General features: G+C 75.1%; 21 protein-coding genes. 11 read left to right on the top strand and 10 right to left on the bottom strand.

The genetic code is table 11. From position 1 onward, the window contains the following. Positions 1-65: 65 nt before the first annotated feature. The 3 genes from ACZ7JZ_RS20950 to ACZ7JZ_RS20940 form a co-directional block, all read right to left on the bottom strand. Complete coding sequence (locus ACZ7JZ_RS20950; RefSeq protein WP_470941292.1) at positions 66-614, bottom strand: ATP-binding protein; 549 nt, start codon at positions 612-614, stop codon at positions 66-68. Beyond that, a complete protein-coding gene (locus ACZ7JZ_RS20945; protein WP_470941290.1) occupies positions 607-1,011 on the bottom strand; it encodes an STAS domain-containing protein in 405 nt (134 codons plus the stop codon). Before ACZ7JZ_RS20945 ends, ACZ7JZ_RS20950 begins: the two co-directional genes overlap by 8 nt. Positions 1,012-1,199: 188 nt before the next feature. Continuing rightward, the gene (locus tag ACZ7JZ_RS20940; protein ID WP_470941288.1) at positions 1,200-1,379 is read right to left on the bottom strand and encodes a CsbD family protein; all 180 of its coding nucleotides are present in this window, start codon (positions 1,377-1,379) and stop codon (positions 1,200-1,202) included. Between the two features lie 132 nt (positions 1,380-1,511). Between ACZ7JZ_RS20940 and ACZ7JZ_RS20935 the strand changes: the two genes are divergently transcribed. From ACZ7JZ_RS20935 to ACZ7JZ_RS20915, 5 genes are all read left to right on the top strand, one after another. Then, positions 1,512-1,667 carry a DUF6131 family protein gene (locus tag ACZ7JZ_RS20935; protein ID WP_470941286.1) on the top strand — a complete coding sequence of 52 codons (156 nt, stop codon included), beginning with the start codon at positions 1,512-1,514 and terminating at the stop codon, positions 1,665-1,667. Between the two features lie 31 nt (positions 1,668-1,698). After that, positions 1,699-2,526, top strand: coding sequence for a nucleotidyltransferase family protein (locus tag ACZ7JZ_RS20930; protein ID WP_470941284.1), 828 nt, complete (start codon positions 1,699-1,701; stop codon positions 2,524-2,526). Further along, positions 2,523-2,780 carry a hypothetical protein gene (locus tag ACZ7JZ_RS20925; protein ID WP_470941282.1) on the top strand — a complete coding sequence of 86 codons (258 nt, stop codon included), beginning with the start codon at positions 2,523-2,525 and terminating at the stop codon, positions 2,778-2,780. The genes ACZ7JZ_RS20930 and ACZ7JZ_RS20925 overlap by 4 nt, the downstream gene beginning before the upstream one ends. Next, a complete protein-coding gene (locus ACZ7JZ_RS20920) occupies positions 2,777-3,532 on the top strand; it encodes a metallophosphoesterase family protein (RefSeq protein ID WP_470941280.1) in 756 nt (251 codons plus the stop codon). Before ACZ7JZ_RS20925 ends, ACZ7JZ_RS20920 begins: the two co-directional genes overlap by 4 nt. 152 nt (positions 3,533-3,684) lie before the next feature. Beyond that, positions 3,685-4,218, top strand: a complete 534-nt coding sequence (locus ACZ7JZ_RS20915) for a hypothetical protein (protein WP_470941278.1) — start codon at positions 3,685-3,687, stop codon at positions 4,216-4,218. Between the two features lie 62 nt (positions 4,219-4,280). On the opposite strand, the gene recQ is transcribed toward ACZ7JZ_RS20915, so the two are convergent. Together recQ and ACZ7JZ_RS20905 are read right to left on the bottom strand one after the other, a co-directional pair. Beyond that, positions 4,281-6,368, bottom strand: coding sequence for a DNA helicase RecQ (recQ, locus tag ACZ7JZ_RS20910; RefSeq protein ID WP_470941276.1), 2,088 nt, complete (start codon positions 6,366-6,368; stop codon positions 4,281-4,283). Positions 6,369-6,436: 68 nt separating this feature from the next. Beyond that, positions 6,437-8,617: a hypothetical protein gene (locus ACZ7JZ_RS20905; RefSeq protein ID WP_470941274.1), complete on the bottom strand. Its 2,181-nt coding sequence runs from the start codon at positions 8,615-8,617 to the stop codon at positions 6,437-6,439. Positions 8,618-8,802: 185 nt separating this feature from the next. Between ACZ7JZ_RS20905 and ACZ7JZ_RS20900 the strand changes: the two genes are divergently transcribed. Beyond that, positions 8,803-9,573, top strand: a complete 771-nt coding sequence (locus tag ACZ7JZ_RS20900; protein ID WP_470941272.1) for a ricin-type beta-trefoil lectin domain protein — start codon at positions 8,803-8,805, stop codon at positions 9,571-9,573. A 122-nt stretch (positions 9,574-9,695) separates the two neighbouring features. Here the strand turns inward: ACZ7JZ_RS20900 and ACZ7JZ_RS20895 are convergent, their stop codons facing one another. Beyond that, entirely contained in the window at positions 9,696-10,106 is a 411-nt protein-coding gene (locus tag ACZ7JZ_RS20895; protein WP_470941270.1) for a Fur family transcriptional regulator, read from the bottom strand. A 346-nt stretch (positions 10,107-10,452) separates the two neighbouring features. Between ACZ7JZ_RS20895 and katG the strand changes: the two genes are divergently transcribed. Then, positions 10,453-12,672, top strand: a complete 2,220-nt coding sequence (gene katG, locus ACZ7JZ_RS20890; RefSeq protein ID WP_470941268.1) for a catalase/peroxidase HPI — start codon at positions 10,453-10,455, stop codon at positions 12,670-12,672. Between the two features lie 117 nt (positions 12,673-12,789). Here the strand turns inward: katG and ACZ7JZ_RS20885 are convergent, their stop codons facing one another. Further along, complete coding sequence (locus ACZ7JZ_RS20885) at positions 12,790-14,724, bottom strand: serine/threonine-protein kinase (protein ID WP_470941266.1); 1,935 nt, start codon at positions 14,722-14,724, stop codon at positions 12,790-12,792. A 278-nt stretch (positions 14,725-15,002) separates the two neighbouring features. Next, positions 15,003-15,842 carry a PaaX family transcriptional regulator gene (locus ACZ7JZ_RS20880; protein ID WP_470941264.1) on the bottom strand — a complete coding sequence of 280 codons (840 nt, stop codon included), beginning with the start codon at positions 15,840-15,842 and terminating at the stop codon, positions 15,003-15,005. Positions 15,843-15,996: 154 nt separating this feature from the next. On the opposite strand from ACZ7JZ_RS20880, the gene ACZ7JZ_RS20875 reads away from it, so the two are divergent. The 4 genes from ACZ7JZ_RS20875 (at position 15,997) to ACZ7JZ_RS20860 (ending at position 19,907) form a co-directional block, all read left to right on the top strand. Continuing rightward, positions 15,997-16,908 carry an SDR family NAD(P)-dependent oxidoreductase gene (locus tag ACZ7JZ_RS20875; protein ID WP_470941262.1) on the top strand — a complete coding sequence of 304 codons (912 nt, stop codon included), beginning with the start codon at positions 15,997-15,999 and terminating at the stop codon, positions 16,906-16,908. 11 nt (positions 16,909-16,919) lie between these two features. Beyond that, positions 16,920-17,813, top strand: coding sequence for an amidohydrolase family protein (locus ACZ7JZ_RS20870; RefSeq protein WP_470941260.1), 894 nt, complete (start codon positions 16,920-16,922; stop codon positions 17,811-17,813). Positions 17,814-17,822: 9 nt separating this feature from the next. Beyond that, positions 17,823-19,376 carry an acyl-CoA synthetase gene (locus ACZ7JZ_RS20865; protein WP_470941258.1) on the top strand — a complete coding sequence of 518 codons (1,554 nt, stop codon included), beginning with the start codon at positions 17,823-17,825 and terminating at the stop codon, positions 19,374-19,376. Between the two features lie 75 nt (positions 19,377-19,451). Next, positions 19,452-19,907: a MaoC family dehydratase gene (locus ACZ7JZ_RS20860; RefSeq protein ID WP_470941256.1), complete on the top strand. Its 456-nt coding sequence runs from the start codon at positions 19,452-19,454 to the stop codon at positions 19,905-19,907. 43 nt (positions 19,908-19,950) lie between these two features. On the opposite strand, the gene ACZ7JZ_RS20855 is transcribed toward ACZ7JZ_RS20860, so the two are convergent. Further along, positions 19,951-20,634 carry a response regulator gene (locus tag ACZ7JZ_RS20855; RefSeq protein WP_470941254.1) on the bottom strand — a complete coding sequence of 228 codons (684 nt, stop codon included), beginning with the start codon at positions 20,632-20,634 and terminating at the stop codon, positions 19,951-19,953. Further along, on the bottom strand, positions 20,631-21,968 hold the full coding sequence (locus ACZ7JZ_RS20850) for a sensor histidine kinase (RefSeq protein ID WP_470941252.1): 1,338 nt from the start codon (positions 21,966-21,968) through the stop codon (positions 20,631-20,633). Before ACZ7JZ_RS20850 ends, ACZ7JZ_RS20855 begins: the two co-directional genes overlap by 4 nt. Between the last annotated feature and the right edge of the window lie 6 nt (positions 21,969-21,974).

Here is a 21,974-nt window from a genome sequence, read left to right as displayed (position 1 = left end):
TTTTCAGATTTTGCGGGGTTCCGGACGGTACGGCGTACCGTCCGGAACCCCGCACCGCGCGGCCGTCACCAGCCCCCTTCGGGGGCCGGGTCGGGGACGGCCACCTCGATCCACACCGACTTGCCCTCCGGGAGCGGGGTGACCCCCCAGCGCCGGGACAGCCGGTCGAGGACCAGGAGGCCGTGGCCTCCGGGCAGCTCGGCCCGGCCGGGCGGGGCCGGCTTCGGCAGTTCGCGGCTGCCGTCGGAGACCTCGATGCGCAGGCCCCCGGCGAACCCGGGGCGCGTCGGATCGGCCGGCTCCAGGCGGATGAGCAGCTCGGTGGGGCCCCCCGCGTGCATCGCGGCGTTCGTGACGGCCTCCGAGACCAGCAGCATCACGTCGTCCAGGGCGGCCTCCCGCTCCTGCTCGTCGAGGCCCGGGGTACCGGGCGGGGCGGGCCACTGCCAGTCGGCGAGGGCGCTGCGGCAGAAGTCGCGGCAGCGGCCGGCCACTCCGGTGGCCCCGTAGAGGCCCAGCCGCCTGGTCTGGCCGCGGGCGTGCAGGGGGTCGGGGGGCGGCGGAGCGCCGGGGCTCAACGGATCGTCCGGGCTCAGCGGATCAAGGTCAGTCATCCCCGAGCCCGCCCCCGCCCAGTTCCTCGGGCACCCGGGCGTGCGTGGTGAACAGGGTCGCGGCCCCGGTGATCTCCATCATCCGGGCCACGGGCGGCTGGAGCGCGGCCAGTTCCACCGTGCCGCCCGATGCTCCCGCGTCCAGCCGGGCGCGGAGCAGGATGTTGAGCCCGGTGGAATCGCAGAAGGCGAGCCCGGAGCAGTCCACGAGGATCCGCTCGGCCCCCCGGTCCAGTGCCTGCGCCAGGGCCCGGCTCAACGGCTCGGGGCCGTCGTGGTCGAGCTCCCCGGCCAGCGCGATCACCGCGACGCTGCCGTGCTGCCGGAGCACGGCCGTGCAGCGCGGCACCCGGCCGCCCTCCGAACCGTCCTCGTCCCAATGCACATCCGCTGACATGCCTACTACGCCTCCGTTCCCGCAGGGGCTTTCCCGGGACGACGTTACGCCGTCCGCCCCCGCCGTCCTCCCGCGCGGTGCCGGTGTCGGGCCCCGGCCCCGCGGCCCGCGCGCTCGGGCGGCGGGTGCGGCCCCTGCCGCGCCCGCCGCCCGAGCCGCCGGGCGGGCCGCCCCCGGGCGGCCCGGGGTCAGTGCCGCTCGCCCGCCTTGCGGATCCGGGCCGCGGCGTCCGCAGCGGACTCCTCGATGCGCCCCTTGGTCTTCTGGGCCTTGCCCCGCATCTCCATGTCCTTGTCGCCGGAGGCGGTGCCGACCTCTTCCTTGACCTTGCCCTTCATCTGTTCGGCCTTGCCCTTCATCTTGCCCATGACTGCCTCCTGATCGGGTTTCGGACTGCCTGGCGGCTACCCCGCATCGGCAGGCTCATTCGGCAGGAATGGAACCGGCCAGGCGTGGAAGAAGCGGTTCGTTCCCCGTTCGGCCCGACCTGGGAGGCGGACATGATCGTCCTGGGAGTCATCCTTCTGATCATCGGTTTCGTAACCGGTATTTCGATCCTGTGGACCATCGGCCTGATTCTGGCCGTCATCGGACTGGTCCTGTGGGTACTCGGCGCGGTCGGGCACGCCGTGGGCGGCCGCCCGCACTACTGGTGACCGGGCCGGGTGACACGGCGGCGGACCCGACATGACCAGGAAGCGCAAGGCGCGACGGGCGGGCACCGCCGGCACCTCCCCGGTGCCCGGCGGCGCCCGCCTCCCCGGCGGTACGGCGCCGTCGGCGGGCCTCGACCCCCCGGAGCCGCCGCAGGACGTCCTGCCGGAGGACCACACCCAGGCCATCCTGGAGACCACCAAGCACGTGGCCGCGCTGCTGAAGAAGTCCGGGCGGCCCTTCGCCCTGGCGGGCAGCGTGGGCGCCTTCGCCCACGGGCTGCCGGCGCACTTCCAGCACGACACGGACTTCTGCGTGCGCCCCGAGGACGCGGACGCGGCCATCGCCGCGCTGGAGGAGGGCGGGATCCCGATGCGGCGGGCCCCGGAGGACTGGCTGGTCAAGGGCCGGTCCGGCGGGGAGGAGATCGACCTGATCTTCGAACTTGCGCGGCGGCCGGTGAGCACCGAGCTGCTGGAGCGCGCGGACGTCAGGGCCGTGGACTCGGTCTGGATGCCGGTGCTCTCCCCCACCGACCTGATGGACAGCCGGCTGGCCGCGCTGTGCGAGCACTACTGCGATTTCGGCGAACTGCTGCCGATGGCGCGGATGCTGCGCGAGCGGATCGACTGGGCGCGCCTCGAACGCGACCACCGCGGGGCACCGCTGGCCGACGCCTTCCTGCACCTGCTCGACCGGCTGGGGGTGATCGACCGGGGGGCGCTGCGGACGGGGCGGGAGGGGCGGACGGCCCCGCAGCAGACGGCCCCGGAGCGGCCGGGCCCGGGGCAGGCGGGACAGCAGCGGCCGGCTCCCGCACCAGCGGAACAGGACACGGCGGAACGGGAGGCGGCGCAGTGACCACCAGCGATCCCATCGAGTACCGCATCGGCCGGCTGCGCGACCGGCTCGCCCGGGAGGAGGCCGCCGAGCTCGGCGTACACGTCGACGCGTACGGCAGCCGGGCCGTGGTCCGGGGCTGCGTACCCGACGAGGAGTCCCGGACAGCCGTTCTGCGGGTGGCCGGCGAGGAGCTGGCGGGCCTCGACTGGTACGCGGACCTCACCACGTACCGGTCCGGGGTGCCCGGGGGGCCGGCCGAGGAGCTGCTGTGATCCGGGTGGCGGCCGTCGGGGACATCCACCTCGGGCCGGGCAGTGCCGGGCAGCTGCGGCCCGCCTTCGACACCCTGCACGGCTGCGCCGACCTGCTGCTCCTGGCCGGGGACCTGACCCGGCACGGGACCGCCGAGGAGGCCCGGGTCGTGGCCGCCGAGGTCGCCGGGCTGCCGGTGCCGGTGGTCGCCGTCCTGGGGAACCACGACTACCAGAGCGACCGCCAGGACGAGGTCGCCCGCGCGCTGCGGGAGGCCGGGGTGCGGGTGCTGGAGGGGGACGGGACGGTGCTGCGCATCGGCGGTACGGACGTGGGGGTGGCGGGGACCAAGGGCTTCGGGGGCGGGTTCGCCGGGCGCAGCGCGGGCGAGTTCGGCGAACCCGAGATGAAGGCGTTCGTCCGCTACTCCCGGGCGCGGGCCGAGGCCCTGGGGCGGTCGCTGCACGCCCTCGCGGACGCGGGGTGCGCCGTCCGCATCGCGCTGACCCACTACGCGCCGGTGCCGGACACCCTGGAGGGCGAGCCCCGGGAGATCTTCCCCTTCCTCGGCAGCTACCTGCTGGCCGAGGCCGTGGACGCCGCCGGGGCCGACCTCGCGGTGCACGGCCACGCCCACCTGGGCACGGAGCACGGGATGACGGGCGGCGGGATCCCCGTGCGCAACGTGGCGATGCCGGTGATCGGGCGCGCCTTCGCCGTCTACCACCTGCACGGGGGCGGCGCCGGAACGGATCCGGCGGATCCGGTCTGACCCGGGGTCGCGCGGGCGCACGGGACGGGTGGGCCGCGCGGGGCGCTCGGGGCGCCTCCGTATCCGACGGAGCGTCAACACTCCGTCCCGGTCTCGTCTGGGGAGCGTCAAAGGACGGCCGCGGGCCGCCGCCGCGCTCCTACGCTCGCCCCGTGGAGAGCTCCGACGCGGACGCCCGGACGGTCCGGCCGCCGGTCGTGGACCGCACCTGGGCCGGCGCCCTGCGGGCCGCATGCCTGTGTGCGGGCACCATGCTGGCCCTGCTGCTGCTCACCGACACCGCGGCCCATTCCCTCGCCCCGGTGCGCTGCGCGCTGTGGACCGGGCTGGCGCTGCTGCTGTTCGCCGTGCTGCTGCCGGACCGGGTGTCGGCGGGCGAGGGCTGGGTGGCGGCGCGCGGGCTGCTGCGGGAGCGGCGGGTGCGCACCGACCGGCTGGTGCAGGTGCAGCGGCCCGCCGGAACCGGGCAGCGGGTGCTGCTGCTGGACGGCGAGGGCGGCCGGGTCGAGCTGGAACTGCGGGTGCTGACGGGCAATCCGCTGCTGCGGCACCTCCTCGACAGCGGGGTGCGCCGCTCCCGGGCCCGCGGGCTGCTGGTCTCGGGGGCCGAGGAGTGGCGGCGGCTGTCCCGGCGGCTCGACGAGGAGGCCGCCGCCCTGGTCTTCGAGGCCTCCGGCCTGGGGTAGGCCGTCCCCTTTCGGTCCTGGCGGCGGCGCGGGGATCCGAAAGGGGACGACCGGGCCCGGGGCTACTCCCAGTCGTCCCAGGCCGGGTCCTCCTGGTCCCAGTCGAAGGGGGGCTCCTCATCCGCCGTCCCGGCGGCCGGGGCTGCTGCCGCTCCGCGGCGCGGGGAGGCCGCGGCGGGGGCCGGGGCCGCGCTGCGGGCCGGGGCGGAGCCGGTCGCGGGGGCCGGCCGGGTGGCGGCGGGCTCCGGAGCGGCGGCGGGGGTGGCGGCCGGGGCCGGGGCGGGCGACGGGGAGCCGCCGGTCTCCGCGAGGGTGTCCAGGACGCCCTGCCCGTACTTGGCGAGCTTGGCCTCGCCGACGCCGCCGACCGTGCCCAGCTCCTCCACCGTGGCCGGGAACAGCGTGGCGATCTCGCGCAGGGTGGCGTCGTGGAAGACCACGTACGCCGGGACGCCCTGCTCGCGGGCGGTCGCGGCCCGCCAGGCCCGCAGGGCCTCGAAGACCGGCACCGCGGCCGCCGGCAGGTCGACCGGGACCTTCGCGCCCTTGCCGGAGCGGGATCCGGAGTCCTTGCGGGCGGGGGCGGCGGGCGCCTTCTCCTTGCGCATCGGCACGCTGCGGCGGCCGCCCAGCACCTCGCCGCTGTCGTCGGTCAGCACCAGCGTGCCGTAGTCCCCCTCCACCGCCAGCAGGCGCTGCGCGAGGAGCTGGCGGACCACGCCCCGCCACTCGGCGGTGCTCAGGTCGGCGCCGATCCCGAAGACGGACAGGCCGTCGTGGTCGAACTGGATGACCTTGGCGGTCTTCTTGCCCTGGAGGATATCGATGACCTGCCCCGCGCCGAACTTCTGGCGGCGCTCCTTGGCCAGCCGCCAGACCGTCGACAGCAGCTTCTGGGCGGCGACCGTCCCGTCCCAGGACTCGCCCGGGGTCAGGCACGCGTCGCAGTTCCCGCAGGGTCCGGTGCCGGCCTGGCCGAAGTACTCCAGCAGCCGCACCCGGCGGCAGTCCACGGTCTCGCAGAGGGCCAGCATGGCGTCGAGGTGCCGGGCCAGGGAGCGGCGGTGGTTCTCGTCCCCCTCGGAGCCGTCGATCATCTTGCGCTGCTGGACCACGTCCTGGAGGCCGTACGCGAGCCAGGCCGTGGCCGGTTCCCCGTCGCGGCCGGCGCGGCCGGTCTCCTGGTAGTACCCCTCGACGGACTTGGGGAGGTCCAGGTGCGCCACGAAGCGCACGTCCGGCTTGTCGATGCCCATGCCGAAGGCGATCGTGGCCACCACGACGACCCCGTCCTCGCGCAGGAACCGCGACTGGTTCTCGGCGCGGGTCCGGGCGTCCATGCCCGCGTGGTACGGCACGGCGTCGATGCCGTGCTCCACCAGGAAGGCGGCGGTCTTCTCCACCGAGGAGCGGGACAGGCAGTACACGACCCCGGCGTCCCCCTCGTGCTCCGAGCGGATCAGGTCGAGGAGCTGGCGGGTCGGGTTGTTCTTGGGGACGATCCGGTACTGGATGTTGGGGCGGTCGAAGCTCGCGACGAAGTGCCGGGCCTCCTCCAGGCCGAGGCGGGAGGCGATCTCCGCGTGCGTCGACTCCGTGGCCGTCGCGGTCAGGGCGATCCGCGGGACCGCGGGCCAGCGCTCGTGGAGCATCGACAGGGCGAGGTAGTCGGGGCGGAAGTCGTGGCCCCACTGGGCGACGCAGTGCGCCTCGTCGATGGCGAAGAGGGAGACCTTGCCCCGGTCGAGCAGCTGCTGGGCGCCCGCCGTGCCGAGCCGCTCGGGGGCCAGGTACAGCAGGTCCAGCGAGCCCGCGAGGAAGGCCTGCTCGACGGCCTGGCGCTCGTACGGGTCCTGGGTGGAGTTGAGGAATCCGGCCCGCACGCCGAGGGCGGTGAGCGCGTCCACCTGGTCCTGCATGAGGGCGATCAGCGGGGAGATGACGATGCCCGTGCCCTCCCGGACCAGGGCCGGGATCTGGTAGCAGAGCGATTTGCCGCCGCCCGTGGGCATCAGGACGAGCGCGTCGCCGCCGCCCACGACCTGCTCGATGATCTCCTGCTGCTCGCCCCGGAAGGAGCTGTAGCCGAAGACCTTATGCAGCACCTGGAGGGCGTCGGTCGAGTCGTGGGAAGGGTCCGCGAGAGCCATTCCCGAAGCCTATCGGCCCGCGCCGACACCCCGGTCCGGCCTGTGGAGAACCGGCCACGGCTCACGGCTCACGGCAGCCGGTCCCCCAGCAGGGCCAGCCCCCGCCGCAGCCGCCGGAAGTAGGTGGCGCGGCTGAGGTGCAGGCGCCGGGCGACCTGGTGGTGGGTGCGGGAGCGGGCGGGCAGGTCGAGGTAGTAGGCCCGCAGGATGGCTCCGGCCTCGGCGTCCGCGGTGCGGTCGGCGAGGGCCAGTTCCAGCACGGCGTTGTGCAGCCAGCCGCGCAGGTCCTCGGCCGCGGCCAGGCCGGGGCGGCCGAGCAGGGGGCTGCGCTCCAGGGCGCGCGGGTCGCGCAGCAGTCCGAGGGCCTCGGCCACCAGGCCCGCCGCGTCCCGCGCGGGACCGGCTGCCCGGGCCTGACCACCGGGGCCGCCGGGGCCGGCAGCAGCCCCCGCCGCCCCCGCCCCCGCGCCCGGGTCGAGGATCCGCATCCAGCGGGAGAGCCCCGCCGGGCTCATGTCGTTGCTGTAGACCTCCGGCGGGCGCCCGCAGCGGTAGACGTCCTCGCGGACGGCCCCGTGCGTGCGGAAGCCGAGGGCCCGCAGCAGGGCCTGGTAGTCGGGGCCGGCGGTGGAGACCACCAGGCGGCCCGCCAGCACCGACCGGACCAGGATGTGCCGCAGGATCTGGGCGTGGGCCACGGGGTCGGTCCCGTACGCGGCGCCGAGGAACAGCCCGCCCCGGCCGCAGCCCCCGCCGAGGAGCCCCTCGGCGTGCTGCTGGAGCAGCGGTTCGATCCCGGCGGCGGTGCCCGCGGCTACGGGGACGAGGGCGGCGAGGGCGACGGGTTCGCCGTCGGGGTCGCGGGCCAGGTGGAAGGCCGGGGTCCCGGAGGCCAGCCAGGTCTCGGTGAGCTGTTCGGAGCGCCGCGGGTCGAAGCCGTTGCGCAGGGCCCAGCCGTGCATCAGGCGGCCGATGCGGTCGGCTTCGGCGGGGCGGGCGGGGCCGACGAGCGCGGATTCCTCGGCGGCCGGGAAGAGCGCGGCCCGCAGCACCGGGTCACCGGTGAGGAACAGCCCCTCCTCCACGAGCCGGGAGCGCTCCTCGGGGGCGGTGCGCTCGGTGAGCAGGGCCCGCCGGTAGGCGGCGGCGCGGGACCGCACGCGCTCGTGGGCGGGCGGGCGCCGCCATCGGTAGGAGAGTTCGAGGAGGTTGCGGTACGGCTCGCGGACCGCGAGCCCGAGCGGTTCGCGGCGTACGGGGCTCAGCCGGGCCAGGGCGGAGAAGAGGTCGGGGCCGCCGGACAGCAGGTGCTCGTCCCCGGCCCGTACGGTGGCCAGCAGGCGCAGCGCGTGCCGCCACCGGGTGCCGCCGGCGGGGTGCTCGGTGCGCAGCCGGGCCAGGACCTCCTCGGCCACGGCGTCGGCGACGGCCCCCGGGGCCTCGGCGGAGGTGCCGGACAGCAGGGCCCGGCAGGCGTGTTCGGCGGCCAGGGGCAGCCCGCCCGCGAGGCGGACGGCGAGGTCGAGCCCCGCCGGGCCGGTCAGGCCCTGGCCGCGGAGCCAGTCCCGTACGGACTGCGGGGCGAGCGGTGCGAGGGCCACGGTGGCCGGGGCGAGCGCGGCCCAGGCGGCGGTGGCGCGCAGGGGGCGGCGGCTGACGGCGAGGACGGGCCGGGGCGGACGGCCGGGCTCCGCGAGGACGGCCGCCACGGCCTCGGCCTGACCGGGCCCGTCGAGCGAGTCGACGACGAGCAGACCGCCGCCGGGCGGCCGGTCCCACACCTCCCGCACCCGCCGGGCCGCCTCGGCGGCGGACAGGCCGGCCGCGTCGAGGAACTCGGCGCCGGGTGCGCGGGCGGGCGCGGGCGACCCAGCGGCGCCGACGGTGTCCGCGGTACCGGCGGCGGACGGCCCGCCCACCCCCGGGGCGCTGCCCGGCCCGCCGGGGACGGGCGCAGCCGCTCCCGGGCGCGCGGCGGCCGGATCCGGCGCCGCCGCCCCGCAGCAGGCGCACCCGGCGGCGCCGGGGCCTCCGGCGGCCCTGCGCGCACCGCAGGACCGGCACCGCACAGGGGCGGGCGGTCCCTGCGTACCCCCCGGGGCAGGCGGGGTCCCGCCCCCGGCCGGGGGGTGCGCCGCGAGGCGCCGGGCCAGCATGGTCTTGCCGCTGCCGAGGCCGCCGGTCAGGTTCACCGGGGTACCGCGCTCCAGGGCCGCCCGCAGCGCTGCGAGCTCCGCCGTTCTCTCCACGGTCCCGGGACCCTACCCATCCGGATCCGGACAGGTCAGACGCCAATTCAGCCTTTGTGTGGCCGGAGTTGATACCTGGGTGAGACTCCGGCGGCGGCGGGCGGGGCTACTGTCGGTGCCACCGCGGGCCCGGCGGAGCACGTCCGAGACACCCCCCTCGAAACCCCTCCCGAAAGGAGCCCGGCGTGAAGCTGGCTCGACGGCTCGCTGCTGCGGCCGTGTCCCTCCTCGCCGCCACGGCGCTCTTCGCCTCCCCGGCGGCCGCCGCCCCCGCGGCCGCCCCGGCCGCCGCCCCCGCGGCCGCCCCGGCCGCCGCCCCCGCCGCGGCCACGGCGGCGGCCGCGGCCCCCACCACGGGCAAGGCCTTCACCGGCGCCGGCTACGGCCCGCTGAACATCGCCACCGACGCGGCCTGGAACAGCGCCTACTCCCAGGCCATCAACGCCGGATACGAGCTGAAGCGCTGCGTGCGCGTCAGCGGCCCGCACGCCATGGAGATCGGCACGGGCTACTACCAGGTCTTCCTGGACATCTACTGCAGCCCGCCGCCGCCCCCGGGCTCGGGCCAGATCGTGGGCGTGCACTCCGGCAAGTGCATCGACGTCAAGGGCTCCGGCACGAAGGACGGCACCCCGATCCAGCTGTACCAGTGCAACGGCACCGACGCCCAGGCCTGGCGCCTGGAGGCCGACGGCACCGTCCGCGCGCTGGGCCGCTGCATGGACGTGCAGTTCGCGAAGACCGAGAACGGCGCGGTCGTCGGCCTCAACGGCTGCCACCAGGGCACGAACCAGAAGTGGGAGCTGCTGCCGGGCGGGATGCTGCGCGGCGTGCACTCCGGCAAGTGTCTGGACGCGCTGGGCTGGCAGACGGGCAACGGCGCCCGCCTGGGCATCTGGGACTGCGCCCCGGCCCACACCAACCAGCAGTGGCGCGGGGGTCCGCTCGGCAGCTGACCGGCCGCCGCGCGGACGGTGAGCGCGCAGGTGCACAGGGAGGGCCCGGGACCGCGAGGTTCCGGGCCCTCCGGCATGCCCGGCCCCGGGCCCGTACGCCCGCCCTTCCCCGCCCCGGCCGTTCAGGCGCAGGACGGGCACAGCCCCCGGTACGTGACCTCGGCCTGGGAGACGGCGAATCCGAAGCGCTCCCCCTCGGGGAGCACGGCGAGCGGGTCCCCGAGCGGGTGGACGTCGCGGATGAGTCCGCAGCCGGAGCAGACGAGGTGCTGGTGGGGCCGGTGGGCGTTGGGGTCGTAGCGCTTGGCCCGGCCGTCGGTGGAGACCTCGACCACCTCGCCCAGGGCGACCAGCTCCCCGAGGGCGTTGTAGACCGTGGCCCGCGAGATCTCGGGGAGGAGCGCCGCCGCGCGGGCGTGGACCTCGTCGGCCGTGAGGTGGGTGTGGTCGCCGTCGAGGACCTCCGCGACCACGCGCCGCTGGGAGGTCAGCCGCCAGCCGCGGGTCCGCAGTCGCTGCAGCAGGTCACTCATCTCGGTTTCACCTCTTCGGGCTGGGCGGGCCGGCCGGCTTCTTCCGTAATACGTCCGGGACCCGATCGAATATGGGCTTGGGATCCATCTTGACTTGGATTCTGTCCATCGTAGGATCTGATGTGTTGACAGCCAAGGGACAGGAAGACTCCAGTACGGCAGGAGACGAAAGACGTGACGGACCGCCGTCCGGGAGCCGCGTGGTGCCGCAGTGCCCACCGCAGGCCCCCGCGCCCCGCCCCGGCCCCCCGGCGGGCCGCGCTCCTCCTCCTGCGGGGTCCGACCCGCCCGCCCACTGCCGCGCAGTTCCTGATCACCGAGATCCGCCTGGTCCGGAAGGATTCCCATGTCTGAGAACCACGACGCAACCACCGCCAACACCCCGGGCGGCTGCCCCGTTGCGCACGGGCGAGCCCCGCACCCCACCCAGGGCGGCGGAAACCGCCAGTGGTGGCCGGAGCAGCTCAACCTGAAGATCCTGGCCAAGAACCCGGCCGTGGCCAACCCGCTCGGCGGGGACTTCGACTACGCCGAGGCCTTCGCCGGCCTCGACCTGCCGGCCGTGAAGCGCGATATCGCCGAGGTGCTGACCACCTCCCAGGACTGGTGGCCCGCCGACTTCGGCCACTACGGCCCCCTGATCGTCCGCCTGGCCTGGCACAGCGCCGGCACCTACCGGATCAGCGACGGCCGCGGCGGCGCCGGGGCCGGCCAGCAGCGGTTCGCGCCGCTCAACAGCTGGCCGGACAACGCCAACCTGGACAAGGGCCGCCGCCTGCTGTGGCCGGTGAAGAAGAAGTACGGCCAGAGCCTGTCCTGGGCCGACCTCATGATCCTCGCGGGCAACGTGGCCCTGGAGTCGATGGGCTTCGAGACCTTCGGCTTCGCGGGCGGCCGCGCCGACGTCTGGGAGGCCGACCAGGACGTCTACTGGGGCCCCGAGACCACCTGGCTCGCCGACGAGCGCTACTCCGGCGACCGCGAGCTGGAGAGCCCGCTCGGTGCGGTCCAGATGGGCCTCATCTACGTCAACCCCGAGGGCCCGAACGGCAACCCGGACCCGCTGGCCGCGGCCCGCGACATCCGCGAGACCTTCGGCCGCATGGCGATGAACGACGAGGAGACCGTCGCCCTCATCGCGGGCGGGCACACCTTCGGCAAGACCCACGGCGCGGGCCCGGCGGACTCCGTCGGCGTCGAGCCCGAGGGCGCGCCGCTGGAGCAGCAGGGCCTGGGCTGGAAGAACGCCTTCGGCACCGGCAAGGGCGGCGACACCATCACCTCCGGCCTGGAGGGCATCTGGACCAGCACGCCCACCACCTGGGACAACAGCTTCTTCGAGGTGCTGTTCGGCTACGAGTGGGAGCTGTTCCACAGCCCCGCGGGCGCCCAGCAGTGGCGGCCGAAGGAGGGCGGCGGCGCGGGCACCGTGCCCGACGCGCACGACCCCGCGCTGACGCACGCGCCGACGATGCTGACCACCGACCTGGCGCTGCGCTTCGACCCGGCGTACGAGCAGATCTCGCGCCGCTTCCTGGAGAACCCGGACCAGTTCGCGGACGCCTTCGCCCGCGCCTGGTTCAAGCTGACCCACCGCGACATGGGCCCCGTGGCCCGCTACCTCGGCCCGGAGGTCCCCTCCGAGGTGCTGCTGTGGCAGGACCCGCTGCCGGAGGCCGTCTACGAGCCGGTCGGCGCCGCCGACGCCGCGGCCCTCAAGGCCCTGGTCCTGGAGTCCGGTCTCACGGTGTCCCAGCTGGTGTCCACCGCCTGGGCCGCGGCCTCCTCCTTCCGCGGCAGCGACAAGCGCGGCGGCGCCAACGGCGCCCGGATCCGACTCCAGCCGCAGGCCGGCTGGGAGGTCAACGAGCCCGACGAGCTGGCGGCGGTGCTCCGCACGCTGGAGGGCGTGCGGGAGTCCTTCAACGCGGCCCAGTCGGGGGGCAGGGGGATCTCCCTCGCCGACCTGATCGTGCTCGCCGGCGCGGCGGGCGTGGAGAAGGCCGCCGCCGACGCCGGGTTCCCGGTCGAGGTGCCGTTCACCCCGGGCCGGGTGGACGCCGCCCAGGAGCAGACGGACGTGGAGTCCTTCGCGGCGCTGGAGCCGGCCGCGGACGGGTTCCGCAACTACGCCGGGAAGGGCAACCGCCTGCCGGCCGAGTACCTGCTGCTCGACAAGGCGAACCTGCTGAACCTGAGCGCGCCCGAGCTCACCGTCCTGGTCGGCGGCCTGCGCGTGCTCGGCGCGAACCACCAGCAGTCCGCGCACGGCGTGTTCACCGACACGCCGGGCACCCTGACGAACGACTTCTTCGTCAACCTGCTCGACCTGGGCACCGTGTGGTCGGCGACCTCCGAGGACGCGCACACCTTTGAGGGCCGCGACACCGCCACGGGCGAGGTCAAGTGGACCGGCACCCGCGCCGACCTGGTCTTCGGCTCGCACTCCGAACTGCGGGCGCTGGCCGAGGTGTACGCGAGCGACGACGCGAAGGAGAAGTTCGTCCGCGACTTCGTCGCCGCCTGGGCGAAGGTCATGGAACTGGACCGGTTCGACCTGGTCTGATGCCCGGCACAACGGGCCGGCTCCCCGCGGGGGGCCGGCCCGTTCGTGTGCCCGTACCGTACGGCCTGCGCGCCCGTGCGGCCCGGGTGCCCGTGCGGCCCGGGTGCCCGTACCGGCTCAGACCCGCCGGAAGACGTACACGCCCTGGTCGGTGGTGACCTCCAGCCGGTCCTGGCCGAGCGGGCGCATCGCGAAGGCGCCGTGGCCGTGGCAGATGCCCATGTCGGGCTGGGTCGGGAGCTGTCCGGCGACCATCCCCTCCGGGCCGACCTCGGTGAGCACCGCGAAGACCGAGCAGACCCGGCTCCCGGCGCCCGCGGAGAACTCGACCTGCGTGCCGGGCGAGGTGCTGCTCATGTCGAGCCGCAGCGCCGGGGTGGAGTCCGAGGTCTCCCACTGCCCGAGGTACGCCTCCTGCTCGGCGCCGGTGAGGGGCTTGGCGGGCTCCCGGCTGAGGACGGCCGTCAGCTCTCCCGCCGTCCACTCCAGCCGGTCCCCCTTGCGGACGATGACCTGCTCCGGCGGTGAACAGTCCGGACCCTGCTCGCCGAGGGTGGGGTCCAGGTCGGCATGGCGGATCGTCAGGCGCTGGGCGGTGGACTCGCTGCCGAGGGCCTTGCCCAGGCAGGCCCGGGCCGCGGTGCGCAGCACGAAGTCGGCGATGTTGCCCGCGCCCTCGTAGCCCTCGCCGATGGAGAAGCGCACGAACACGATGTCGGTGTCCATGGACCCGCCGCTCACCTTGCCCGACCACTCCCCCGCGTACTGCGCGCGGGGACCGGCGCCGGGAGCGGAGCCGCTGCGGCGGGGGTCCGACGGGCTCGAACCGCCGCCGTTCTTCCCCTCCTCCCCGCCGCCGGGCAGGAGCCCGGGCGCGAGGACCGGGACGAGGGCGAGGGCGGCGGCGACCAGTACCGCCGCCGCGGCCCCGACGAGGAGCCTGCGCCGGGGGCGGCGGGCGGGGCCGGGCGGCGCGGGGTCCGGGGGCGCCAGCCGGGTCCCGGAGGCCGGAGGGGTGTGCGGGGGCTGCGGGGGCACCGGCTGCGCGTCCTGCGCGGGTGCGGCCTCGCGGGCCGCCGGGCCCGGGGCGGTGCCCGCCCGGTCCGGGGTGGTGGTGCCCTGCGGCGGGGTGGGCTCGCCGGGGGCCGGGCCGTCCTCGTTGAGCAGCCGTCCGGCCCGGGAGCCGAGTCCGGTGAGGATCTCGGCGGGCAGCCAGGCCGCCAGGGCCTCCCGGGACCAGGGCGCCGTGCGCTCCAGGAGCTCGGGGGTGGCCGGGCGGTCGGCGGGGTCCTTGGCCAGGCAGTCCCGCACGAGCTCGCGCAGCGGGGACTCCAGCCCGTCGAGGTCCGGCTCCTCGGAGACGATCCGGAACATGAGGGAGTGCGCGCCGCTGTCCGTGGTGCCGAAGGGCGTGCGGCCCGTCACGGCGTAGGAGAGGACCGAGCCCAGGCCGAACACGTCGGAGGGCGGGCCGGGCCGCTCGCCGCGGACCTGCTCGGGGGACATGAACCCGGGCGAGCCGAGGACCATGCCGGTCTGGGTGAGGAAGCCGTCGACCGGTGTTTCCATGGCCCGGGCGATGCCGAAGTCGATGACGCGCGGGCCGTCGGCGGTGACCAGGATGTTGGAGGGCTTCAGGTCGCGGTGGACCAGTCCCGCCGCGTGGATGTCCGTGAGCGCCTGGGCGAGTCCGTTGGCCAGGGCCAGGGCGGAGGCCAGGGGCAGCGGGCCGTGCTCCTTGGCCACGACGGCGGCCAGGTCCGGCCCGGGTACGTAGCCGGTGGCGATCCAGGGCGCGGGGGCGCTTGTGTCGGCGTCGAGCACCGGCGCGGTCCACGCGCCGCCGACGCGCCGGGCGGCCGCCACCTCCTGGGCGAAGCGGAGCCGGAACTCCTTGTTGTGCGCGTACCCGCCGTGCACGACTTTGACGGCCACGGTCCGGCCGCCTTCCGAGCGCGCCAGGTAGACCCGCCCCATGCCGCCGGCGCCGAGCCGGCCGATGAGACGGTACGGGCCGATGTACGGGGGGTCGTCAGGAGTCAGCGGTTCCACAGGAAGAAGGTAGGGCACCGGTGATCGCGCGTCATCGGGGGTCCGCGCCTCGGTCGTCGGAGTCGTGCACGGCGGGTGCGCGCCGTGGCCGGATCCCGCGGTGCGGGCGGGGTCCGTGGGGCACGGGCGGGTCCACGGTGCGCGGGCTCCTTCGGTCGCGGAGCCCGGCGCCGGGGCGCGGATCCGGTGTGCCGTCATGAGACCCGGTCGGGCGCATTGAGGTCAAGGGTGTTGTCATAAGGTCGGCGGCGGGTTTTCGGTGCGGTCGTTCCCGCAGGTCAGGCCGGGCCCTCCGGATCCCAGCGGTCCAGGATCTCCGCGGCCGCGGCGAGTGCGCCGGGCTCGAAGCGGGCGGCGAGTTCGCGGAAGAGCGCTTCGGCGGCGGCCGCGGGCCACTCCGCGGGCAGGTGCTCGGCGGGCAGCAGCGGATCGCGGCGTACGAGGTCCAGCCAGTCGGTGTGCAGCAGGAGCTGGCGGCCGAGGTCGTCGCGGGCCTCGGCGGGGGCCCCGTCGCCGCCCCAGCGGGCGAGGAAGTCCCGGTAGCCGCCGGCGATGGCCTCGGTGTCGAAGGCGGTGTGCAGCAGCGGGCCGGCCCCGGTGGGCGCGGCGGCCTCGCCGTGGAAGGCCCTGATACGGTCCTCCAGCCCGAGCTCGGCGGCCAGGGGCGCGACGTCCACCCGGCCGGGGGCCACCCACAGCCCGCTCTGGAGCGGGCCGAACCCGGCCCAGACCAGGCGGGAGCGCAGGTCGTGGCGCTCGCTGCGCCAGGATTCGGGCAGCGAGAAGCCGACCAGGGTCCAGGTGCCGTCCCAGTCGCGGTTGACGGCGCCGGTGCGCCAGATGCGCTCGTGCCCGTCGGCGAGCACGGCTGCTGCGCGCGCGGTGGGCCTGAAGTACATCCGCCTGCCGCGCCGGTGACGCTCCAGCAGGCCGCGGCCGACCATGCGGGTGAGCGTGGAGCGCACGGCGTCCTCGCCGACGGCGACCCGGGCGAGGACCTCGATGATCCCGGCCGAGGAGAGGGCGTCCCGGGTGCCGGGGGCGTGGATGCCGAAGAAGCTCAGCATCAGGGACTGGGGGCGGGCGGGGACGCCGCGGTCGGGGTCGGGGTTCGTCACGGGGACAGCGTAGGGGCGGGGCGCTGCGGCCCCGGCGGGCCCGGGCGGGCCCGCCCCCAATATTCGGCAGTTCATTGACGGCAGACAGAAATATGCCTAGCTTTGGCGCCCACCGGCGCCCTTCGGCGCCCTGCCGAGGGAAAGGACCCCGCTCATGGAACCCGTCGACCTCTCCGGAAAGGTCGCCGTCGTCACGGGCAGCGGCCGCGGGCTCGGACTCGCGTACGCCGAGTCGCTGGCCGCCGCGGGCGCCGCCGTGGTCGTCAACGACGTGGACCCGCTGGCCGCCGCGGCAGCCGTGGACAGGATCACCGGGGCGGGCGGCCGGGCCGTCGCCGAAGTGGTGCCGGTCGGCACGGCGGAGGCCGCCGAGGCCCTGGTGGCCCGGGCCGTGGACGCCTTCGGGCGGCTCGACGCGATGGTCACCAACGCCGGGGTGCTGCGCGACAAGGTGCTGTGGAAGATGACCGACGACGATTTCGACACCGTCGTCCGGGTCCACCTGCGCGGCACGTTCACCTGCGTCCGCGCCGCCGTGGACCGGATGCGCGAGCAGGGCGGGGGCGGCCGGATCATCGTGGCGGGCTCCCCGGCCGGGCAGCGCGGCAACTTCGGTCAGACCAACTACGCCGCGGCCAAGGCCGGGATCGCCGCCATGGTGCGCACCTGGGCCATGGAGCTGGCGCGCGCGGGCATCACGGCCAACGCGGTGATCCCAGTGGCCGCGACCGCGATGACCCGGACCGTCCCCGTCTTCGCCCCGCACATCGAGGCGCTGGAGCAGGACGGCACCCCCTTCCCCGACGCCCTGCGCAAGGGCGGGGGCTTCGGCACCCCGCAGGACGTGGCCGGGCTGGTGGCCTTCCTGGCCTCGGACGCCGCGGCGGGCGTCACCGGCCAGTGCATCGGCATCGGCGGGGACAAGCTCGCCCTGTGGTCGCACCCCGAGGAGGTCGCCGTGGCCTACGCGGACGGCGGCTGGTCCGCCGAGGCCATCGCCGCCGCCTGGCCGGTGAGCGTGGGCCGCACCCCGCAGACGTACGGCATCCCCGCCCCGCAGCTGTGAGGAGCGCACCCGTGCCGCACCCGGCCACCCCCCTGCCGAACCCGGACGAGCTCGTCGCCATCGACGTCCACACCCACGCCGAGGTCTCCGCCGGGGGCGGCACCTCCCTGTCGGCCGAGCTGGACTCAGCGGCCGGCGCCTACTTCAAGGCCGGCCACCGCCACCCCACCCTGCCGGAGATCGCGGCCTACTACCGCGAGCGCCGGATGGCCTGCGTGGTGTTCACCGTGGACGCCGAATCGGCCACCGGCACCCCGCCCGTGCCGAACGAGGAGATCGCCCGGGCCGCGGCCGAACACCCCGGCACCATCATCCCGTTCGCGGGCGTGGACCCGTACAAGGGCAAAGCGGCGGTCCGTCAGATCCGGCGCCTGGTCGCGGAGTTCGGGGTCAGGGGCTTCAAGTTCCACCCCAGCCTCCAGGCCTTCCACCCCAACGACCGGATGGCCTACCCGCTGTACGAGGCCATCGAGGAGGCCGGCGCGATCGCGCTCTTCCACACCGGGCAGACCGGCATCGGCGCCGGGGCCCCGGGCGGCGGCGGGATCCGGCTGAAGTACTCCAACCCGATGGACGTGGACGACGTGGCCGCCGACTTTCCCGGGATGCGCATCATCCTCGCCCACCCGTCCTTCCCCTGGCAGGACGAGGCCCTGGCCGTGGCCACCCACAAGCCGCAGGTGTACATCGACCTGTCCGGCTGGTCCCCGAAGTACTTCCCGCCGCAGCTGGTCCACTACGCCAACACGCTGCTCCAGGACAAGGTCCTCTTCGGCTCCGACTACCCGCTGCTCTCCCCGGACCGCTGGCTGGCCGACTTCGCCGAGCTCCCGATCAAGGACGAGGTACGTCCGAAGATCCTCAAGGACAACGCGGCCGCCCTGCTCGGGCTCACCGACCGCTGAGGGGCTCCCATGCACCACCAGGGCATCGGATCCTGGACCGCCCGCCGCCACCGCAGGACCCCGCGGCGCACCGCGCTCCTGCACGAGGGCCGGGCCACCACCTACGCCGCACTCCACGAGCGGGCCGTACGGCTCGCGCACGTCCTGCGCGCCCACGGGACCGGCCGCGGGGACCGGATCGCCTTCCTCGGGCCCAACCACCCCGCCTACCTCGAAGCCCTCTTCGCCTCGGCGCAGCTCGGCGCCGTGTTCGTCCCGCTGAACAACCGCCTCGCGGCGGACGAACTCGTCCACCAGCTCACCGACTCCGGCAGCCGGCTGCTCGTCCACGTCCGGCAGGACCCGGACCGGGTGGCGGAGCTCACCGCACGGGCGGGCACGGCCGCCACCCTGGCCGCGGACGGCCCCGGGTACGGGGAGCTGCTCGCCCGCGCCGGGACCGCCCCCCTGGACGAGCCGGTCGGCGGGGACGACCCCTGCCTCATCATGTACACCTCGGGCACCACGGGCCGCTCCAAGGGCGCGGTGCTCACCCACGGGAACGTGCTGTGGAACAGCCTCAACGTGCTCGTGGACACCGATCTGGCGAGCGACGAGGTCGCGCTCGTCAGCGCCCCGCTCTTCCACACCGGCGCGCTCAACATGAGCTGCCTGCCCGTGCTGCTCAAGGGCGGCACGGTCCTGCTGGAGTCCTCCTTCGACCCGGCCCGCACCCTGGACCTCGTCCAACGGCACGGCGTCACCTGCATGTTCGGCGTACCGACCATGTACGACGCGATCGCCGCGGACCCGGGCTGGGCCGGCGCGGACCTGTCCGGGCTGCGCACCCTGCTGTGCGGGGGCGCGCCCGTACCGGCCCGCACCGCGCGGGCGTACCTGGAGCGGGGGCTCGCCTTCGTGCAGGGGTACGGGATGACCGAGACCGCCCCGGGGGCCCTGATCCTCGACCGCTCCGACGCGGCGGGCCGCGCCGGTTCGGCGGGGGTGCCGCACTTCTTCACGGACGTGACCGTCGTCCGCCGCTCCGGCGAGGAGGCGGCGCCCGGCGAGAAGGGCGAGGTCGTGGTCGCGGGCCCCAACGTCACCCCGGGGTACTGGGGGCTGCCGGAGGCCACCGCCGAGGCCTTCCTGGACGGGGGCCGCTTCCGCTCGGGCGACGTGGCCACCGTCGACGGCGACGGGTACGTCACCCTCGTCGACCGGATCAAGGACATGATCATCTCGGGCGGGGAGAACGTCTACCCCGCCGAGGTCGAGGACGCCCTGCTCGGGCATCCGGCGGTGGCCGAGGCGGCCGTCATCGGCGTACCGGACCCCACATGGGGCGAGGTCGGCCGCGCGGTGGTCGTCCTGCGGCCCGGCGCGGACGCCACGGCGGCCGAGCTGACCGCCCACCTGGAGGGCAGGCTCGCCCGCTACAAGATCCCCCGCAGCGTGGTCCTCGCCACCGGGCTCCCGCGCAACGCCACCGGAAAGCTCCTGAAGGGCCCGATCAGGGCCCGGTACGGGACGGACGGGACCGACGGCGCGGCCGGGTCGCCTGGGGCAGCCGGCGGCGCCTGAGCGCGCCCGCCCCGCTCCCCCTTCTTTCCTCTTCTTCCCTCTTCCTTCCCCCACTTCCTCCCGAACGGAGTCACCATGCCCCTCACCGTGCACGGCATCGAGGAGATCAAGGCCCAGGACGGCGCCGACCTCGGCCACAGCTCCTGGCTGGAGATCGGCCAAGGCCGTGTCGACACCTTCGCGGACGCCACCGGCGACCACCAGTGGATCCACGTGGACGTGGAGCGCGCCAAGGACGGCCCCTTCGGCGGGACCATCGCCCACGGCTACCTGACCCTCTCGCTCCTCATCCCCCTGTGGACCGAACTGCTCCAGGTGGAGGGCGTGTCCATGGCCGTCAACTACGGCCTGAACAAGGTCCGCTTCCCCTCCCCCGTCCGCGTCGGCTCCCGGGTCCGCGCCCACGGCCGCATCGCCTCCGTGACCGGGGTCCGCGGCGGGGTCGAGGTGGTCGTGGACCTGACCGTGGAGGTCGAGGGCGGCGGGAAGCCGGCCTGCGTCGCCCAGCCGGTCTACCGCTTCCTCGCCTGACGGCCGGCCACCGGCCGGCGGTCCGGCAGCCGGCCCGGCGGGGTCAGTACCCCGAGGGGCGGACCAGTCCCGTCTCGTACGCGAAGACCGCCGCCTGCGTGCGGTCCCGCAGGCCCAGTTTGACCAGGATGCGGCCCACGTGGGTCTTCACCGTCTGCTCGGCCACGACCAGCTGCGCCGCGATCTCGGCGTTGGACAGGCCCTGGGCGATCAGCGCCAGGACCTCCGTCTCGCGCTCGGTGAGCTCGGCGACGCGCTCCCGGGACGGGCCCCGCGGGGTCCCCATCCGGGAGAACTCGGTGATCAGTCGCTTGGTGATGTTCGGGGAGAGCAGGGCCTCGCCGGCGGCGACCACCCGGACCGCCTCGGCGAGCTGGTCCGCCGAGGCGTCCTTGAGGAGGAAGCCGGAGGCGCCGACGCGCAGCGCCTCGTAGACGTACTCGTCGAGGTCGAAGGTGGTCAGCACGAGCACCTTGACCGCGGTGCCGGGGGCGGCGGTGACGGCGGCCGTGGCCTCGATACCGCCGACGCCTGGCATCCGGATGTCCATCAGCACCACGTCGGGGAGCAGTTCGGCGGCCTTCGCGATCGCGTCCGCGCCGTCCACGGCCTGGCCGACGACCTCGATGTCGGGCTCGGCGTCGAGGAGGACGGTGAAGCCCTGGCGGACCATCATCTGGTCGTCGGCGATCATCACCCGGATCGGAGCGGGGGAGGCAGTGGTCATGCGCCCTTCTTCGGCTCGGTGGTGGAGCCGTGCGCCTGCGTGGGCAGCACGGCGGATATCTCGTAGCCCCCGCCGGGGCGCGGGCCCGCGGTCAGCTCGCCGCCCAGCATGGCCGCCCGTTCGCGCATCCCGAGCAGGCCGTGCCCCGTACCGGGGGAGGCGGCAGCGGGCCGGGTCGGCGCGGTGTTGGTCACGCCGAGCAGGAGCGCGCGCGGCCCGTACGTGAGACCGACCTCGACGCGCGAACCGGGGGCGTGGCGCAGGCAGTTGCTGAGCGCCTCCTGCACGATCCGGTACGCCGTGAGCTCCACTCCGGGGGTGAGCGGCCGCTGTTCGCCGACGCGCTCGACGCCCACGGCCAGGCCGGCCCCGCGGACGTTCTCCACCAGGGAGTCGAGGTCGGCGAGGGTGGGCTGCGGGTGGTGCGGGTTCGCCGGGTCCCCGGGTTCCTCGGAGCGCAGCACGCCGAGGACGCGGCGCAGTTCGGTCAGGGCCTCGAGGGCGTTCTCCCGGATGCCGGCGAGGTTCTCCCGGAGCTCGTCGGAGGGGTTCTCGACCAGGTGCGGGGCGACCTGCGCCTGGATGGAGATCACCGACATGTGGTGGGCGACGACGTCGTGCAGCTCGCGGGCGATCCGGCTGCGCTCCTCCAGGAGGGTGCGCCGGGCCCGCTCCTCCTCCGTCAGCGTCTCCTGCTCGTGCAGTTTGCCGCTGGCGACGCGGACCCCGCGCAGGGCGTACCCGATCAGGGCCGCGGCCCCGAAGAGGACCGCCACCTGGATTCCGCTGGACGCGCTCTTCTCCGGGAAGTACAGGCCTTCCAGCAGGACCGTCAGGAGCATGGCGAGGCCGACCAGCGATACGGTCACCCGCGGCGGCACCCGGAGCGCGGCCAGGAGCAGCACGGCCGCGAAGGCGAACATCCCGGCCGGGGTCCACATCCAGTTCTGCCCCTGGCCGACCCGGTCGTGGATGGCGAAGGCGGTGGCGACGGCCGTCCCGAGCCCGAGCCAGTACGCGGCGGCGGGCCGGAGCATGGCGAGCAGTACGGACAGGCCCGTGAGCACGCTCAGCAGGAGGGTCAGGTCCCCCGGCGTGTCGTAGTGGTTGCGCAGGTTGGTGAAGGTCAGGCCGCCGAGCAGGTAGGAGGCCAGGGCCACGGCCAGGTGCGGCAGTCGGGCCAGCGCCCTGGGTCCGCCCATCTTCGGCAGCGGGTCGCGCCGGACCGTGAACAGCTCGCGGGCCAGGGCCGCCGCGGTGCTGCGGGCCTCTCCCAGGCGCGCGGTCCGCCCCCGGAGCACTGCGGTCGAACTGTTGTCCCTCGGGTCGTTCACGCGGTT

It is taken from the genome of Streptomyces sp. NPDC038213, assembly GCF_055600495.1.
This window is presented reverse-complemented; position numbering and strand designations above follow the sequence as displayed.

Bases quoted from the DNA above. Each gene is read 5' to 3' on its own strand.
- ACZ7JZ_RS20865 (WP_470941258.1), top strand. From the start codon at position 17,823: ATGCACCACCAGGGCATCGGATCCTGGACCGCCCGCCGCCACCGCAGG.
- ACZ7JZ_RS20930 (WP_470941284.1), top strand. From the start codon at position 1,699: ATGACCAGGAAGCGCAAGGCGCGACGGGCGGGCACCGCCGGCACCTCC.
- ACZ7JZ_RS20860 (WP_470941256.1), top strand. From the start codon at position 19,452: ATGCCCCTCACCGTGCACGGCATCGAGGAGATCAAGGCCCAGGACGGC.
- ACZ7JZ_RS20875 (WP_470941262.1), top strand. From the start codon at position 15,997: ATGGAACCCGTCGACCTCTCCGGAAAGGTCGCCGTCGTCACGGGCAGC.
- ACZ7JZ_RS20855 (WP_470941254.1), bottom strand. From the start codon at position 20,634: ATGACCACTGCCTCCCCCGCTCCGATCCGGGTGATGATCGCCGACGAC.
- ACZ7JZ_RS20945 (WP_470941290.1), bottom strand. From the start codon at position 1,011: ATGTCAGCGGATGTGCATTGGGACGAGGACGGTTCGGAGGGCGGCCGG.
- ACZ7JZ_RS20935 (WP_470941286.1), top strand. From the start codon at position 1,512: ATGATCGTCCTGGGAGTCATCCTTCTGATCATCGGTTTCGTAACCGGT.
- ACZ7JZ_RS20940 (WP_470941288.1), bottom strand. From the start codon at position 1,379: ATGGGCAAGATGAAGGGCAAGGCCGAACAGATGAAGGGCAAGGTCAAG.
- katG (WP_470941268.1), top strand. From the start codon at position 10,453: ATGTCTGAGAACCACGACGCAACCACCGCCAACACCCCGGGCGGCTGC.
- ACZ7JZ_RS20895 (WP_470941270.1), bottom strand. From the start codon at position 10,106: ATGAGTGACCTGCTGCAGCGACTGCGGACCCGCGGCTGGCGGCTGACC.
- recQ (WP_470941276.1), bottom strand. From the start codon at position 6,368: ATGGCTCTCGCGGACCCTTCCCACGACTCGACCGACGCCCTCCAGGTG.
- ACZ7JZ_RS20950 (WP_470941292.1), bottom strand. From the start codon at position 614: ATGACTGACCTTGATCCGCTGAGCCCGGACGATCCGTTGAGCCCCGGC.